Raw genomic sequence first — 15240 nt, forward strand, 5'->3', positions numbered from 1 at the left:
ACGGTGACGCCCGGCACGCCGAACCCCGGCCCCCCGGGCACCGGCACCGCCCCCGACGTCATCCACAACATCGGTTACCGCAAGTACACCGGCCCGCGCCTCGGCCGCGCCTACGCCCGGCGCTCCCTCTTCAGCCAGAGCCTGCGCGGCGCGTACGGCCTCGGCCGCAGCGCGAAGTCCAAGGTGCTGCCGATGATCCTGCTCGCCGCGATGTGCGCGCCCGCGCTGATCATGGTGGCGGTCGCGATCTTCACCAACATGACGAAGCTGCCGGTCGACTACACCCGTTACGCGGTGATCCTCCAGGCGGTCATCACCCTCTTCGTCGCCTCGCAGGCCCCGCAGTCGGTCTCCCGCGACCTGCGGTTCAAGACCACGCCGCTGTACTTCTCGCGGCCCATCGAGCGCGTCGACTACGTGGCCGCCAAATACGCGGCGCTCGCCACGGCGCTGTTCCTGCTGACCGCGCTGCCCCTGCTCATCCTCTACATCGGCGCGCTGCTGGCGAAGCTCAGCTTCGGCACCCAGACCGCCGGGTTCGCGAAGGGTCTGGTGTCCGTACTCCTGCTGTCGCTGCTCTTCGCGGGCATCGCGCTCGTCATCGCCGCGATCACCCCGCGCCGCGGCTTCGGCGTCGCCGCGATCATCGCGGTGTTCGTCATCACCTACGGCGCGGTCTCCAGCGTCCAGGGCGTCGCCTCCGTGCAGGAGAACTACGAGGTGATCGGCTGGCTCGGCCTCTTCTCGCCGATCACGCTGATCGACGGCTTCCAGACCTGGTTCCTCGGCGCGAGCTCGGCCTTCCCGCACGCCTCGGGACCGCCGGACGCGCTGGCCGGCATCGTCTACCTCCTGGCCGTCCTCACCATCATCACCGGCAGCTTCGGCCTCCTGATGCGCCGCTACCAGAAGGTCGGTCTCTCGTGACGACGATCAGCATCGACAACGTCTCGCGCTGGTTCGGCAACGTGGTGGCGGTCAACGACATCACCATGACGATCGGCCCCGGCGTCACCGGCCTGCTCGGCCCCAACGGCGCCGGAAAATCCACCCTCATCAACATGATGGCGGGCTTCCTGGCCCCCTCCACCGGCGCCGTCACCCTCGACGGGACGCCCATCTGGCGCAATGAGCAGTCGTACCGCGAGATCGGCATCGTGCCCGAGCGCGAGGCGATGTACGACTTCCTCACCGCCCGCGAGTTCGTGGTCGCCAACGCGGAGCTGCACGGCCTGCCCGACCCGGACGCCGCCGCCCGCCGGGCGCTGGCCACGGTCGAGATGGAGTACGCCCAGGACCGGCAGATCGACACGTACAGCAAGGGCATGCGGCAGCGCGCCAAGATGGCGTCCGCGCTGGTCCACGACCCGTCGGTGCTGCTGCTCGACGAGCCGTTCAACGGCATGGACCCCCGGCAGCGGCTGCACCTGATGGAGCTGCTGCGGCGGATGGGCGCCGAAGGCAGGACCGTCCTGTTCTCCTCGCACATCCTGGAGGAGGTCGAGCAGCTCGCCCACCACATCGAGGTCGTGGTGGCGGGGCGCCACGCGGCCTCCGGCGACTTCCGCAAGATCCGCCGCCTGATGACCGACCGCCCGCACCGCTATCTCGTACGGTCGAGCGACGACCGGCTGCTCGCGTCCGTGCTGATCGCGCACGCGTCCACCGCCGCGATCGAGCTGGACTGGTCGGAGAAGGCGCTGCGCGTCCAGGCCATCGACTTCGCCGGATTCACCGAATTCCTGCCCCGGATCGCCCGCGACCACGGCATCCGGCTCTTCACCGTCTCGCCGTCCGACGAGTCCCTGGAGAGCGTCTTCTCCTACCTGGTCACGGCATAAGGAGCCGACACAGATGTCCGCCACACAGACCCCCGCGCCGCCGAGCGGCAGGGCCGCGGCCCCCGCCCGCTCAGGGCCCGCCGTGTTCCACCCCACCGTGGCCCGGCTCACCTACCGCGCGCTGCTCGGCCGCCGCCGCGCCCTGCTGCTCTTCGCGCTGCCGATGCTGCTGCTGATCATCTCCGTCGCGGTCCGCGCGCTGACCGGCGCGGACGACTCCACCGCCAACGACATCCTCCAGGGCTTCGCGCTCAGCGCGATGGTCCCGCTGGTCGGCGTCATCGCCGGCACCGGCGCCATCGGCCCGGAGATCGACGACGGCGCGATCGTCTACCTGCTGGCCAAGCCGATCAGACGGTCCACGATCGTGTCCACCAAGCTCATCGTGGCGATAGGCGTCGTCGCCGCCTTCTCCGCCATCCCCACCCTGCTCGCCGGATTCATCCTCAACGGCAACGGGCAGAACGTCGCGGTCGCCTTCGGGGTCGCCGCCGCCGTCGCGTCCGTCGCCTACGCGGCGATCTTCCTGATGCTGGGCGTCCTCACCCGGCATGCGGTGATCGTCGGCCTGGTCTACGCCCTGGTCTGGGAGTCCGTCATCGGCAATGTGGTGCCGGGCGCCAGGACCCTCAGCGTCCAGCAGTGGTCGCTCGCGGTCGCGCAGAAGCTGGGCCACGGCGGCATCGTCAGTTCCGACGTCGGTCTGCCGACGGCGATCGTGCTGCTCGCGGTGGTCACCGTCGGCACCACCTGGTTCGCCGGACACAAGCTGCGCACCCTCAAGCTCGCGGGTGAGGAGTAGGGACCGGGGTACGTCACCGGCAGGGAAGGGACCGGGGCCGAGGCACCGGCAGGGAAGGGACCGGGGCCGAGGCACCGGCAGGGAAAAGACCACCCGTGGGAACGGGAACACGGTGTGACGGCGGCGCAAGCTGTGAATGCGGTGTCAATGGAAGGGAGCGAGTCGCAGCCCGGCTGTGATCGGTGAAGACTGGTCGCGATGGCCCCGGCTCACGAGTCCTCCACCGCCGCCCGCGAGCGCCGCCGCGTCACCCCGCGTGACGCGCGGCGCTTCGCCGCGCAATGGATACGTGCCTCGCCCGGCACCCACATCTGGCTGCTGATCCTGATCATCACCAGCGGCATCGTCGCCGTCGTGTCGCCGCACGTCCGCTCGTATCTGCTGCACCACGTCAGCACCAACCTGGTCCAGCTGCGGCAGCATCCGCTGCGGGTGCTGTTCGCCAGCGCCCTGTGGATAGAGACGCCCTCGGGCCTCGTCCTCTACTTCTTCCTCTTCGAGCTGATCCACGCCCCGGCCGAACGCTGGCTCGGCACCTGGCGCTGGCTGGTCGTCGTCGCGACCGCGCACATCGGCGCGACGCTCGTCAGCGAGAAGGCCGTCATGTTCGGCATCAGGGACCAGCGGTTGCCGCGCTCCCTCGCGCACACCGTGGACATCGGGGTCAGCTACGGCCTCGCGGGCATCGTCGGCGTCCTCACGTATCTGGTGCCGCGCCCCTGGCGCTGGGGATATCTCCTCGGCGTGCTGGGCTTCTTCGGCTATCCGCTGCTCGGCGACGCGACCTACACCGACCTCGGTCACTTCACGGCCGCGCTGATCGGCCTGAGCTGTTACGCGATCACGCCGCCGGGGCGCGCCCGCGAGAAGACCGCCTGAGCGCCGCGCCCCCGCCGCGACCCAGCCCCGACACGTTCAGCCCCGCCCCGGCCTCCTGCGCACCCCGGCACACCCGGGCGGGCCGTTCAGAACGGCCCGAAGAGCCGTTCCAGCACCACCGCGATGCCGTCCTCGTCGTTCGACAGCGTCACCTCGTCGGCGACCCGCCGCAGCTCCGGATGGGCGTTGGCCATCGCCACGCCGTACCCCGCCCAGGCGAACATCGGCAGGTCGTTGGGCATGTCACCGAAGGCGATCGTCTCGGCGGCCGTCACGCCGAGCCGCCGCGCGGCCAGCGAGAGCCCGGTCGCCTTGGTGAGGCCGAGCGGCAGCAGCTCCACGATGCCCTCGCCCGCCATCGTCACGCCCACCAGGTCACCGGCCACCTCGCGGGCGGCCCGCGCCAGACCGTCGTCCCCCAGCTCCGGGTGCTGTATGTACAGCTTGTTGATGGGCGCGGACCACAGCTCGGCCGGGTCCGACATGAGGATGACCGGCAGCTCGGGGTTGTACCGGTACCCCTCGCCGATCAGGACGTCGCCGGCCAGGCCGTCGCGGCTGGCCGCGAGGAACAGCGGGCCCACCTCGGCCTCGATCTTGGCCAGCGCGAGCCCGGCGAGCTGCCGGTCGAGGGTGACCGAGGTCAGCAGCCGGTGCGCGCCCGCGTCGTAGAGCTGCGCGCCCTGGCCGCAGACCGCCAGGCCCTCGTAACCGAGATCGTCCAGTACGTGCCGGGTCCACGGCACCGAGCGGCCGGTGACGATGATGTGCACCGCGCCCGCCGCCACCGTCGCGGCGAGCGCGTCCCTCGTCACCCGCGAGACGGTGTTGTCGCCGCGCAGCAGCGTCCCGTCCAGGTCGGTGGCGACCATTCGGTACGGAAGCCGCGCCGCGTCGGTCGCGTCGGCGGCCGGGGCGCTGTGCGCGGCCCTGTCCATGGCTCTGTCCGCGGCTCCGGTGACGGTACCGGCTCCGGTGACGGTACCGGCGCCGGTGACGGCTTCGGCTCTGTCCGCGGCCCCCGCACCCGGTCCCGTACCGGCGAGGGCCCCGGCCTCCGACTCGCTCACTTGGCGCTGGACGTGACGGGCTCCAACAGCTCCCGGCCGCCCAGGTACGGCCGCAGCACTTCCGGCACCCGTACGGAACCGTCCGCGAGCTGGTGGTTCTCCAGGATCGCCACGATCGTCCGCGGCACCGCGCACAGCGTGCCGTTCAGCGTGGCCAGCGGCCGGGTGCCCTTCTCGTCACGCAGCCGGATCGACAGGCGGCGGGACTGGTACTCGGTCGTGTTCGACGTCGAGGTCAGCTCGCGGTACTTGCCCTGCGTCGGGATCCACGCCTCGCAGTCGAACTTCCGCGACGCCGAGGAGCCCAGGTCGCCCGAGGCCAGCTCGATCACCTGGAACGGCAGCTCGAGCGCGGACAGCCACTGCTTCTCCCAGGCCAGCAGCCGCTGGTGCTCGGCCTCCGCGTCCTCCGGCGTGGTGTAGACGAACATCTCCACCTTGTCGAACTGGTGGACGCGGATGATGCCGCGGGTGTCCTTGCCGTACGAGCCCGCCTCGCGCCGGTAGCAGGGCGAGAAACCGGCGTAGCGCAGCGGCAGCTTGCCCGCGTCGATGATCTCGTCCATGTGGTACGCGGCGAGCGGGACCTCGGAGGTGCCGACCAGGTACAGGTCGTCCTTCTCCAGGTAGTAGACGTCGTCCTCGACCTGGCCGAGGTAGCCGGTGCCCGCCATCGCGGACGGCTTGACCAGGGTCGGGGTCAGGACGGGCGTGAAGCCGGCGGCGGTGGCCTGCGCGACGGCCGCGTTGACCAGGGCCAGTTCGAGCAGGGCGCCGACACCGGTCAGGTAGTAGAAGCGCGAGCCGGACACCTTGGCGCCGCGGTCGACGTCGATGGCGCCGAGCAGTTCGCCCAGCTCCAGGTGGTCCTTGGGGGTGAAGCCCTCGGCGGCGAAGTCGCGCGGCGCGCCGTGCTGTTCGAGGACGACGAAGTCCTCCTCGCCGCCGATCGGCGCGTCCGGGTGGACGAGGTTGCCGAGCTGGAGCAGGAGCCGCTGGGCCTCTTCCACCGCCTCGTGCTGCTCGGCGTCGGCGGCCTTGACGGCGGCCGACAGCTCGCCGGTCCGCTTGAGCAGCTCGGCCTTCTCCTCGCCCTGCGCCTTCGGGATCAGCTTGCCGAGCTGCTTCTGCTCGGCGCGCAGCTCGTCGAAGCGGGTACTGGACGACCTGCGCCGCTCGTCGGCGGAGAGGAGGGAGTCGACGAGCGCGACGTCCTCTCCACGGGCGCGCTGCGAGGCGCGCACACGGTCGGGGTCCTCACGAAGCAGACGAAGGTCAATCACGCGACCAGGTTACCGGGGAGCGGGCATCGGCCGCGACAACTTACGGACTTTATGGTGTGCTTTGTCCGCTTCGGGGGTAAAGCGAGGAAATTCCGTAAAGGGGAGAAAGGGGGGACGGTCAACCAAATTCGCCGCGTCCCTCCCCCGGGTCATCGCGCCTGTGGAGAACCGGAGTTGATCATCGCCGCCGGGACTCCGGCGGGGCCTTCCAGGGCCTCCCGGGGGTCGTCCGGCCGAAAGTTATCCACAGGCTGCTGGGGATTTCCATTCTTTGTCCACAGGGTGTGGGGAAGATCTGTGGAGAAGGAGGGAGATCTTTCGACCGGGCTCGATGCTCGGCTATGGATTCCCCCTTCAAACCCGTTCCACACTCACTTTCGAGTGAGAAGTGTTCCCTCGGGAGAGTTGGTCGGGGGAATTGGGGTGACGAGGGGTGACCTGCCCCGCTGTGGACAGCGATGGTGTCTGTGTACAGATTTGTCGACTAGGTCGGGTTGCTGTGTCGACATGTCCCCAGTTACCCACAGGCTGCGCTCGAAGCCTGTGGATAACTTTTCCCCACGGTGGAAGAACACGCCCTGCCCGGTTCAGTGCCGCCCGGTTCAGGGCCGCCCGCCTCAGGGCCGCCCGTCCAGCGCCCGCCTCAGGCCCGCCCGTCCAGCGCCCGGTTCAGCCAGTCCGCCGCGTCCGTGAACTCCGAGTCCGTCGTTCCCCGCGCCACCCGCACCTCGACCTCGTCGGCCCGGGGGTACGAACCGAGGAAGCGGACGTTCAGGCAGCGGCGGCGCAGCCCCATCAGCGTCTCGCCGACCCGGCGGTCCGTGAGGTGACCCTCGGCGTCCACCGAGAAGCAGTACTGACCGAGGCCGCGACCGGTCGGCCGGGACTCGATCCGCATCAGGTTCACCCCGCGGATCGCGAACTCCTGGAGGAGTTCGAGCAGCGCGCCGGGGTGGTCGTCGCGCAGCCAGAACACCGCCGACGTCTTGTCCGCGCCGGTCGGTGCCGCCAGCCGCGCCGGACGCCCGACGAGCACGAAGCGCGTCGTCGCGTTCTGCGCGTCGCGGATGTCGGTGGCCAGCGGTTCGAGACCGTACGTCGGCGCCGCGAACTCGCCCGCGAAGGCGCCGTCGAAGCGGCCCTCCTGTACCAGCCGCGCGCCGTCCGCGTTCGACGCGGCCGACTCCCACACCGCGTCGGGCAGATTGCCCGACAGCCAGTTGCGCACCTGAGACTGCGCGGCCGGGTGCCCGGTCACCGTCTTCACGTCGGACAGCGCGGTGCCCGGCCTGACCAGCAGCGCGAAGGCGATCGGCAGCAGCACCTCGCGGTAGATCATCAGCGGGTCGCCGAACGCCAGCTCGTCGAGCGTGGCGGTGATGCCGCCCTCGACGGAGTTCTCGATCGGGACCAGCGCACCGCCCGCCTCGCCGTTGCGCACCGCGTCGAGCGCCGCGGGCACCGACACCATCGGTACCAGCTCGCGCGTGGCGGCCTCGGGCAGCAGCCGCAGCGCGGCCTCGGTGAACGTGCCTTCGGGACCCAGATAGGTATAACGGCTCGCTGGCGACATGCGTTCAGCCTAATGGCCCGCACCGACCCGGAATGCCGGTCTGTTCATCAGCCCGGAACACCGCCACCAGATCGTGCGATCACTCTTCGAGCAGCCGCTGACCCACGTATTCTCCGGGCCCGCAGCCGCCCGGCACCGCGAAGAGTCCGCTCGCCTCGTGCCGCAGGAAGCGCGACAGGCCGTCGCCGCCGTCCAGCTTGCGCTGCACCGGCACGAAACCCTTGAGCGGATCGGCCTGCCAGGCCACGAAGAGCAGCCCGGCGTCCGGAGTCCCGTCCGTCCCGATGCCGTCGTGGTACGAGAACGCCCGCCGCAGCATGGCGGCGCCGCCGTTGGAGGCCGGGGCCGCGACCCGGACGTGCGCGTCGCCCGCGATGGCCAGGGCGCCGTCCGCGCCGACCTTCGCCAGGTCGACCGGCGTGGTCTCGGTGCCGCCCGACAGCGGCGCCCCGTCCGACTTGCGGCGGCCGATCACCTTCTCCTGCCGGGCCACCGACAGATGGTCCCAGGAGTCCAGCAGCATCCGGATGCGGCGGACGACGGCGTACGAACCGCCCGCCATCCAGGCCGGGGAGCCGGAGTCGGCGGAGCCGCCCGCCGGTACGAAGATGCGCTGATCGAAATCGGCGTCGGTCGGCTTCGGATTGTTGGTCCCGTCGATCTGGCCCATCAGATTGCGCCCGGTCATCGGGTGCGCGGTCGCGCCCGGCGTCCGGTTGAACCCGTTCATCTGCCAGCGCACCCCGGCGGTGTCCCGCGCCGCCTTCTGGAGCACGCGCAGCGCGTGGAAGGCCACCAGCGCGTCGTCCGCGCCGATCTGCACCCACAGATCGCCGTTGCTCCGCTTCGGGTCGAGGGCGTCGCCCGCGAAGTCCGGCAGCGGTGCCAGCGCTCCGGGCAACCGCCCGGTCAGCCCCGTACGGCCGAAGAAGCTCCGGCCGAAACCGAAGGTGACCGTCAGCGAGGACGGCCCGGCGTCGTACGCGACCTGATCGTCGTACGACGAGGGCAGCGCGTCCCGGCCCCCAGGCGAGGTGCCGCTCCGCGTCCCCGGCCGCGTCCCCGGCTGTGTTCCCGGTCGCGTCATCGTCCGTACTGCGTCCGACCAGCGGCGCAGCAGCGCGGCGGCGGCCTTGCGGTCCGCGCCCGGTACCAGGTCGAAGGCGACGAGGTGGCCGACGGCCTGCGCGGGCCCGACTATTCCGGCCTGCCGCGCGCCCTCGAAGGGGACGTACGCGGAACCGACCGTGCTCAGCGCGACCGGCTCGTCCCGCGCGGCCCGCGCGACGCCCGCACCGGCACCGCCGCCGACGACCAGTCCGGCCGCGCCCGCGGCCCCGGCCGTACCGAGCAGCCGCCGCCTGCTGAGCCCGGCGGGGGCCGCGTCCTCGGTCCGCACGGACTCCGCGGGCTTCACGTCTTCCGCCGAATCGGATGACTTCACGGGTTGACCTGCATGTTCCTCGTCTCCGTCACTTCGTCGATGTCCGAGGTGCGGACGGTGACGGCCACCTGCCAGGCGCCCGGCAGCGGCAGTTGGACGCCCGCCGCGGTCCAGTGGCCCACCGTCAGGTGCTGCAAGGGGACGTCGATGGGGCCGATCTTCTTGGCCGGCAGCGTGAACTGGAGGCGCACCTCCGGCACGTCCACCGAGCTTCCGGCGGGCGTGCTGAGGAAGAGGTGGACCTCGTTGGCGCCCGACCGGGCGGGGGAGACCGTCAGGCCCGCCGTGCCCTTGCCGTGGGGACCGCCGGTGTCGTACGGGATGGACAGGACGACCTCGGTCGGGGCCGTCGCGTTCCCGCCGCCGGTCGCCGCGGGCGGCGCCTTGAGGTCCTTCTGCTCCTCCGCGGCCCGGCCCGGCTGCGAGCCGGTCAGCATCGTGGTGACGGTCAGCAGGACGACGGCGATGCCAACCTCTATCAGGACCGAACGCCGGAGCCGGTTGCGCGCGGGATCCGCGTCGCGCACCTTCTTCGCCTTCGCCGAGTCCCGCGCGTCCTGCTGCCGCCGCAACTGCGCGGCCCGCGCCGGGTCGTCGGAGCCGGACCCCGTACCCGCCACGGCGGAATCCGAACCCGAACCCGAGCCCGTACCGGAGCCCTTGCCCCTGGCGGAACCCGTACCGGACCCGGTACCGGACCCCGTACCCGACGCCGTACCGGCGGACGCGGCGGCCGGAGCCCCCACCGCGGACGCCACCGCCTCCGTCCGCGCCACCGGCGTCACCCCCAGCTCCCGCGTCCAGCGCCGCGAGAACCAGGCCACGCCGACCAGCGCGCACACCAGCCAGATCTTGATGAAGAGCAGCTGCCCGTAGTGGGTGTCGAAGAAGGCCGCCCAACTGCCCATCTGCCGCCACGCCTGGTACGTGCCGGTGCCGATCAGGGTCGTCACGGCGGTGAGCGCGATGAGGGAGAAGCGGCGCACGGCGTACGGCTCGACCGTACCGGCGGTGGAGCGGGCGAACAGCGCGGTCAGCAGGGTGATGAGCCCGCCCAGCCAGACCGCCATGGACAGCAGGTGGACGATGTCGACCGGCATCGCGACCTGCCGCTGGATGCCGACGGAGGCGTGCTCGGCCATCGCCCAGGTGGCGGCGATGCCGATCGCGACGACCGTGCCGCCGATGCCCAGACCCCAGGCCAGGTCGGCGCGTTCTTCCGGGTCCTCGCGCTTGGCGTAGCTGCCGAAGAGCACGGCGAGGAAGACGGCCGCCGCCGCGAGCAGCAGCAGCCGGGAGACGAGCGCCGCGCCCGGCCGGGTCTCCAGCACCGCGCGCATCACATCGGGGTCGACCGCGTCGCCGAGCCCGGTGCCGTTGGCGTACGGGCCGCGCAGCATCAGCAGCGCGATGGTGGCCGCGACCAGCGTCGCCCAGCCGCCCGCCGCGATCCGCCGCATGGGACGCAGCAGGGCGCCGCGCGGCCAGCACACGGACAGGAACACCGCGCTGCCGACCAGCAGCGCGAAACCGGCGTAGGCGAAGTAGCGGGCGATCCCGTAGAGCGTGGACGCCGCGCCGCCGCCCGCCGCCGCCGCGCCCGACAGGTCGACGCTGGTCTTGGAGGCCGCGCCGACCGAGAAGGTGAACGCCCCGGCCACCGGGTGGCTGTCCTGCGACACCGCCTTCCACGCCACGGTGTACGTGCCGTTGCCGATGCCCGGCCGCAGCCCGACGGTGGCCGTGGACCCGGAGTCCTTGCCGCTGTCGTGCTGCGGCCTGCCGACCGCCACGTCCTTGCCCTGCGGGTCGAGCACGCGCAGCGAGTCCGCCGACAGCAGCACGCCCTCCGAGAAGGTGAGCACCACGCGCTGCGGCGCGCTCTGCACGACCGAGCCGTCGGCCGGGTCGGTACGGAGCAGCGCCGCGTGCGCGGACGCGGGCGCAGCGACGCCGAGCAGCAGCGCGAGCAGCCCGCCGAGGCAGGCCGCGAGCGCCGCCAGCCGCCGCCCGCCGGTCTGGCGACGCGGTGACCTCAAACGTGGCAACCGGGCGTTCTTCTTCGCTGCGGGCGCTGTGCGCGCTGGCGTCGCTGGGTTCACTGCGGTCAGCCCTTCGGGTCCGGGCGGTACGTCGTCGCCTCGACGGGCACGGTGACCGTGACCGTGGCGGGCGTGGCGTGGGCGAAGTGGAGTCGCAGGGTGACTGTTTCACCGACCCGCGGCTTGTGGGTGAGGTTCTCCAGCATCATGTGGTCGCCCCCGGTGCCGAGGGTGAGGGTGCCGCCCGCCGGTACGGTCAGGGCCGTCACCTGGCGCATGGTGGTGCCGGTCGTGCTGTGCAGGGTGACGTGCGCGGCCAGCGGTGTGCTGACCGAGGTGAGTTCGGCGTCCCCGCCCCCGGCGTTGGCGACGGTGACGTACGCGGCGGCCTCGTCGGTCAGCAGCGGCTGCGGTATGTACCCGCCGCTCACCGACACTTTGCCGGACCCGCTGCCGGACCCTTTGCCGGACGCCCTGCCGGACGCCTTGTCTGACCCCGCGCCGGACCCCGCGCCGGACCCGGACGATCCGTCGCTCAGCGCGACGCCCGCGCCGGTCGCCAGCGCCACCGCCGCGACACCGGCGACGGCGCCCAGCAGCGCGCGCCGCCTCACGGCGCCTCGCTCCTGACGATCTTCGGCAGGTCGGCCGCGAACTGCCCGGCCGTCGTCCCCGACATGTAGAGGACGTGCGCCTTGTCGTCCTTGGGCCAGAAGGCCAGCACCTCGGCGCCGTGCGTGACGGTGACGCTGCCGTCCTTCTCCTTGACCGGCGGGTCGATGCCGACGCCGACCGAGCGGGCCGCGGCCTGGATGGCGTCGAACTTACCGGTCAGTCCGATGAAGGACTTGTCCATCGCGCCGAGCCACGCCGTCAGCCGCGCAGGGGTGTCGCGCTCCGGGTCGGTGCTGACGAAGACGACCCGCAGCGCGTCCTGGTCGGCCTTCGGCAGCTTCGCCTTGGCCAGCGCCAGGTCGCTCATGGTCGTCGGGCAGACGTCGGGGCAGTGCGTGTAGCCGAAGAAGAGCAGCATCGGGTGGCCCGCGGTCTCCTTCACCAGGTCGTACGGCTTGCCCTGGTTGTCGGTCAGCACGAGCGCGGGCTTCGTGAACGGCGTGTCGAGCAGCGTGCCCGCCTTCTGCGGCGCTTCGGCGGACACCGCCGCCACATTGGCGTTCGCCGACGAGCCGCCGCAGCCGGACAGCAGCAGCGCCCCCGCGACGGCGAGCGCGGCGGCCCCGGTCACGGCGGTGGTACGGGCACGGGTGCGGGCACGGGTGCGGGTGCGCGTACGGGTCGTGCCGGACGTGCCGGACGTGCCGGTCGTGCGCGGGGAAGCGGTCGTGCGGGTGGAGCGGGTGGTGCGCATGAAGGTGATGCCCCTTCAGTGGACGGGTGGTGCCGGGCGGCCACGGCTCGCGTGGCCGCCCAGCGGGCTGTTCGGGTCGAACGGGACCGCGAGCGGTCCGGTGGATCCGGTGGAGCAGGTGCTTCAGGTGCTACAGGTGAATCCGGCGATCCGGCCGACACCGGTCGAGCGAGAACCGGCGTCGGCCGTCAGCCGGACCAGCCGGCGGTCGGACCAGCCGTCGGCCGGAGCCGTCGGCCGGACCGGCCGTCAGGCGTCCGGCGTCAGGCCGACGGGTTGCGGCGGCGACCGGCGAAGACGCCGTAGCCGATCCCGATCGCGCCGACCACGATTCCGGCGACGCCCAGCGCACGGGCGGTCCCGTCGCTCGTGTCGGACGAGGCCGCCTGCGTACCGGCGGACGAGCCGCCGGACTTGGCGTCGGCGGCCGGGGTCGCCGTCACGCTCGGCGTGGCCGAGGCGCCGTCGGAGGCCGCCGCCGTCAGCTTCAGGGTCGGCGCCGGGTGCTGCGGCTCGGCCTGGCCCTCCTTCGGCACGTCGATCCAGCGCACGATGTCACCGTTGTCGTACGTCTGGAGCGTCTTGAAGACCAGCGCGTCGGTGGTGGCGGGCAGCGGCCCGAACGACACCGGGAACTGCTGGAACTGGCCCGGCGCGATCTTCCCGCCGCTCCAGGTGATCTTCGTGACCGCCTCGTCGATGGTGCCGTCGTCCGACTTCAGCGGGGTCGCCAGCTTCGACTTCGTCACCTGCGCCGTCCAGCCGGGCACCGGCTGGATCGAGACCGAGGCGACCGGGTGGTCGGTGGGCAGATTGACCTCGACCTTCGTCGTGGACGCGCTGTCCTCCTCGTTCGGCACCTTGAAGGCGACCGTGCTGTAACTGCCCTGGGCCGCGCTGTTCGGCGTCACCGTGACATGCGCGAAGGCGGGCACGGCGGCCAGCAGGACGGTGGCACCGGCGAGGGCGGCGATGGTCGCGGCACGGCCGCGCATACGTGAGCTGCTCATTACGAGGGTGCTCCAGTTCTCCACAGGTCTGTGGGAAGTGGGCTGACGGTGGCATGGAACCGCGGACCACGGCGCGTCAGGCGCCCGCGGTCGGCGGAGGCGTGGGCGGACCCGCGCGCCACCGTCGCCGTGCTCCCCGGAAGGCGGCGTAAGTCCTATGGACCTATGCCGTATAAGTCCTATGGACCTACGTAGGACCGATGGACTCATCAGCCCAGTGAGGGCCTCTCAGGTCCGCAAGGACCTGCGAGTCCCCGGGGGCCTACGCCAAGGGGGAGTCGGCGGGGTGCGTCGCGACAGACCGCCGCGAGGCCGAACGGCGGCCCGCGCCTGGCCAGCGAGTGCCGCAGCAGCCACACCGTGCGGTGCCTGGCCGCCGTCGCGTCCGCCGTGCAGCGCCGCCGGGGCCGTACGCCCGCGGTCCCGGCCGCCTGCGCCGCGAGCGCGGACAGCAGCGCGTGGGCGCGGCGCAGTACGGCGGGCGAGAGCGCGGCCAACTCGGCGGCGCCGCGCACCGACAGCCGTATCAGCCGCCAGAGCGCCGCCTCGCCGCGCCGCAGCACCCAGCCCGCCACCACGGCGGCGAGCAGGTGGCCGAGGAACATCGGCAGGGAGCAGAAGGGCAGCGACATCACGGCGTGCGCGACGCTTCCCGTACCGCCCGCGGCCGTACCGCCGCTCATGTCCATGCCCGGGGTGTGCACGGGCGCGCCCATCGCGGACGGGTCGAGCCCCGCCTGCTGGACGACCCACTGCGCCTTCCGCGGGGTGAGCGGCGCCGCGGCCGTGCTCCCGCAGACCAGCCGGGCCGCGACGGCCAGCAGGCCGCCGGAGCCGGACCCCGAGCCGCCGCCGTGCCCGGCGGCCGTCGTACTCGCGCACATCTGCCCGGCGTTGAAGACGCTGTGCAGCGCGAGCTGTCCGACGGCGAGGGCGGCGGCGATGCCGGGCAGGGTGCGTTCGCGCCCCGCGAGCGGCGCCACGACCGCGAAGACCGAGAGCCAGCCGACGACCAGCGCCCACACCGGCACCGTACGGCCGGACGCCATCGCGTGCCCGACCGCGGCCAGCACGACGCAGACCGCGGTGAACACCGCGGCCCGCAGCAGTCGCATTCCGGCGCCGGCGCGCACGGAGGGGACGGAGCCCCGCGTGGCAGTCATGACGGCGGTCATCTTCTCACCGCGCGCTCCGGGCGGATACGGCGGGTGTCCGGCTCGCGGGGGTGTGCGCGTGAAGTCCCCTTACACCCGTACGCCGGGCATGGGCATCCGCCGAATGAGCGATATCACGTCAACATCGCGCTTACGGGACGCTCTTCGCGGCAATACGTAACCTTATGTCGAGCCGCAGCCAGGAGGCTGGAGCATGAGCATCTGGTGGTCACTCCATTTGCGGCGCGAGGCTGCGAGCGTTCCGCTGGCCAGAAGGCTGCTGATCGGGACCATGGAGACGGCCGGAGTCGATCCGGACATCTCCTTCGACCTGGCGGTGGCCCTCTCGGAAGCGTGTGCCAACGCCGTCGAACACGCCGGATCCGGCACGGAGTACAGCGTCACCGCGCGGATCGACGGCGACCAGTGCCGTATCGAGGTCGCCGACTCCGGTCCCGGATTCCCCCGCGACCGCTTCCGCCACCCGGCCCGGCCGCTGAGCCCCAGGGGCCAGCAGGCCGAGCACGGACGCGGACTCTTCCTCATCGAGGCGCTGGTGGACCACGTCCACTTCCAGAACCGGCCGGGTCACGGCACGGTCGTCTCCTTCGACAAGGTGCTCAAGTGGCGTGACGACGCCCTGCTGAAGGCGTCGTAGCGCCACTCGACTCCGGTTCCGGTGGGACCGGCCGGTGAGACCGGCCGGGACCGGCGGACCGGCTAGGGTCGGCGGACCGGCTGCGCCCGGCGGGACCTGGTGGGGACCATCGGCC

General features: G+C 72.0%; 14 protein-coding genes. 5 read left to right on the top strand and 9 right to left on the bottom strand.

Translation table 11 applies throughout. The features are described from left to right. The first annotated feature begins 3 nt into the window (after positions 1-3). The 4 genes from ACZ37P_RS22565 (at position 4) to ACZ37P_RS22580 (ending at position 3522) form a co-directional block, all read left to right on the top strand. Complete coding sequence (locus tag ACZ37P_RS22565; RefSeq protein WP_355336761.1) at positions 4-927, top strand: ABC-2 transporter permease; 924 nt, start codon at positions 4-6, stop codon at positions 925-927. After that, a complete protein-coding gene (locus ACZ37P_RS22570; protein ID WP_355336602.1) occupies positions 924-1841 on the top strand; it encodes an ABC transporter ATP-binding protein in 918 nt (305 codons plus the stop codon). Before ACZ37P_RS22565 ends, ACZ37P_RS22570 begins: the two co-directional genes overlap by 4 nt. An 82-nt stretch (positions 1842-1923) precedes the next feature. After that, entirely contained in the window at positions 1924-2643 is a 720-nt protein-coding gene (locus tag ACZ37P_RS22575; protein WP_355336760.1) for an ABC transporter permease subunit, read from the top strand. A 198-nt stretch (positions 2644-2841) separates the two neighbouring features. After that, positions 2842-3522, top strand: coding sequence for a rhomboid-like protein (locus ACZ37P_RS22580; RefSeq protein ID WP_355336601.1), 681 nt, complete (start codon positions 2842-2844; stop codon positions 3520-3522). An 86-nt stretch (positions 3523-3608) separates the two neighbouring features. Here ACZ37P_RS22580 and ACZ37P_RS22585 read toward each other — a convergent pair whose 3' ends face one another. The 9 genes from ACZ37P_RS22585 to ACZ37P_RS22625 all read right to left on the bottom strand — a co-directional run bounded on the left by ACZ37P_RS22585 (position 3609) and on the right by ACZ37P_RS22625 (position 14476). Then, on the bottom strand, positions 3609-4460 hold the full coding sequence (locus tag ACZ37P_RS22585; RefSeq protein ID WP_467348379.1) for an HAD family hydrolase: 852 nt from the start codon (positions 4458-4460) through the stop codon (positions 3609-3611). Positions 4461-4588: 128 nt separating this feature from the next. Continuing rightward, on the bottom strand, positions 4589-5875 hold the full coding sequence (serS, locus tag ACZ37P_RS22590; protein ID WP_467348303.1) for a serine--tRNA ligase: 1287 nt from the start codon (positions 5873-5875) through the stop codon (positions 4589-4591). A gap of 643 nt (positions 5876-6518) precedes the next feature. Then, entirely contained in the window at positions 6519-7448 is a 930-nt protein-coding gene (gene pheA / locus ACZ37P_RS22595; RefSeq protein WP_355336599.1) for a prephenate dehydratase, read from the bottom strand. Positions 7449-7527: 79 nt separating this feature from the next. Continuing rightward, positions 7528-8847: an iron uptake transporter deferrochelatase/peroxidase subunit gene (gene efeB, locus ACZ37P_RS22600; protein WP_467348381.1), complete on the bottom strand. Its 1320-nt coding sequence runs from the start codon at positions 8845-8847 to the stop codon at positions 7528-7530. 41 nt (positions 8848-8888) lie between these two features. Continuing rightward, positions 8889-10931 carry a copper resistance CopC/CopD family protein gene (locus ACZ37P_RS22605; RefSeq protein ID WP_467348305.1) on the bottom strand — a complete coding sequence of 681 codons (2043 nt, stop codon included), beginning with the start codon at positions 10929-10931 and terminating at the stop codon, positions 8889-8891. 68 nt (positions 10932-10999) lie between these two features. Beyond that, entirely contained in the window at positions 11000-11548 is a 549-nt protein-coding gene (locus tag ACZ37P_RS22610) for a copper chaperone PCu(A)C (RefSeq protein WP_467348306.1), read from the bottom strand. Further along, complete coding sequence (locus tag ACZ37P_RS22615) at positions 11545-12303, bottom strand: SCO family protein (RefSeq protein ID WP_467348308.1); 759 nt, start codon at positions 12301-12303, stop codon at positions 11545-11547. The genes ACZ37P_RS22610 and ACZ37P_RS22615 overlap by 4 nt, the downstream gene beginning before the upstream one ends. Before the next feature lie 263 nt (positions 12304-12566). Continuing rightward, the gene (locus ACZ37P_RS22620) at positions 12567-13313 is read right to left on the bottom strand and encodes a YcnI family copper-binding membrane protein (RefSeq protein WP_467348310.1); all 747 of its coding nucleotides are present in this window, start codon (positions 13311-13313) and stop codon (positions 12567-12569) included. A gap of 209 nt (positions 13314-13522) precedes the next feature. Then, a complete protein-coding gene (locus ACZ37P_RS22625; protein ID WP_467348312.1) occupies positions 13523-14476 on the bottom strand; it encodes a hypothetical protein in 954 nt (317 codons plus the stop codon). Between the two features lie 205 nt (positions 14477-14681). Between ACZ37P_RS22625 and ACZ37P_RS22630 the strand changes: the two genes are divergently transcribed. Continuing rightward, entirely contained in the window at positions 14682-15125 is a 444-nt protein-coding gene (locus ACZ37P_RS22630) for an ATP-binding protein (RefSeq protein WP_391042124.1), read from the top strand. The last annotated feature ends 115 nt before the right edge of the window (positions 15126-15240 follow it).

It is taken from the genome of Streptomyces sp. NPDC024632 (assembly GCF_055559175.1).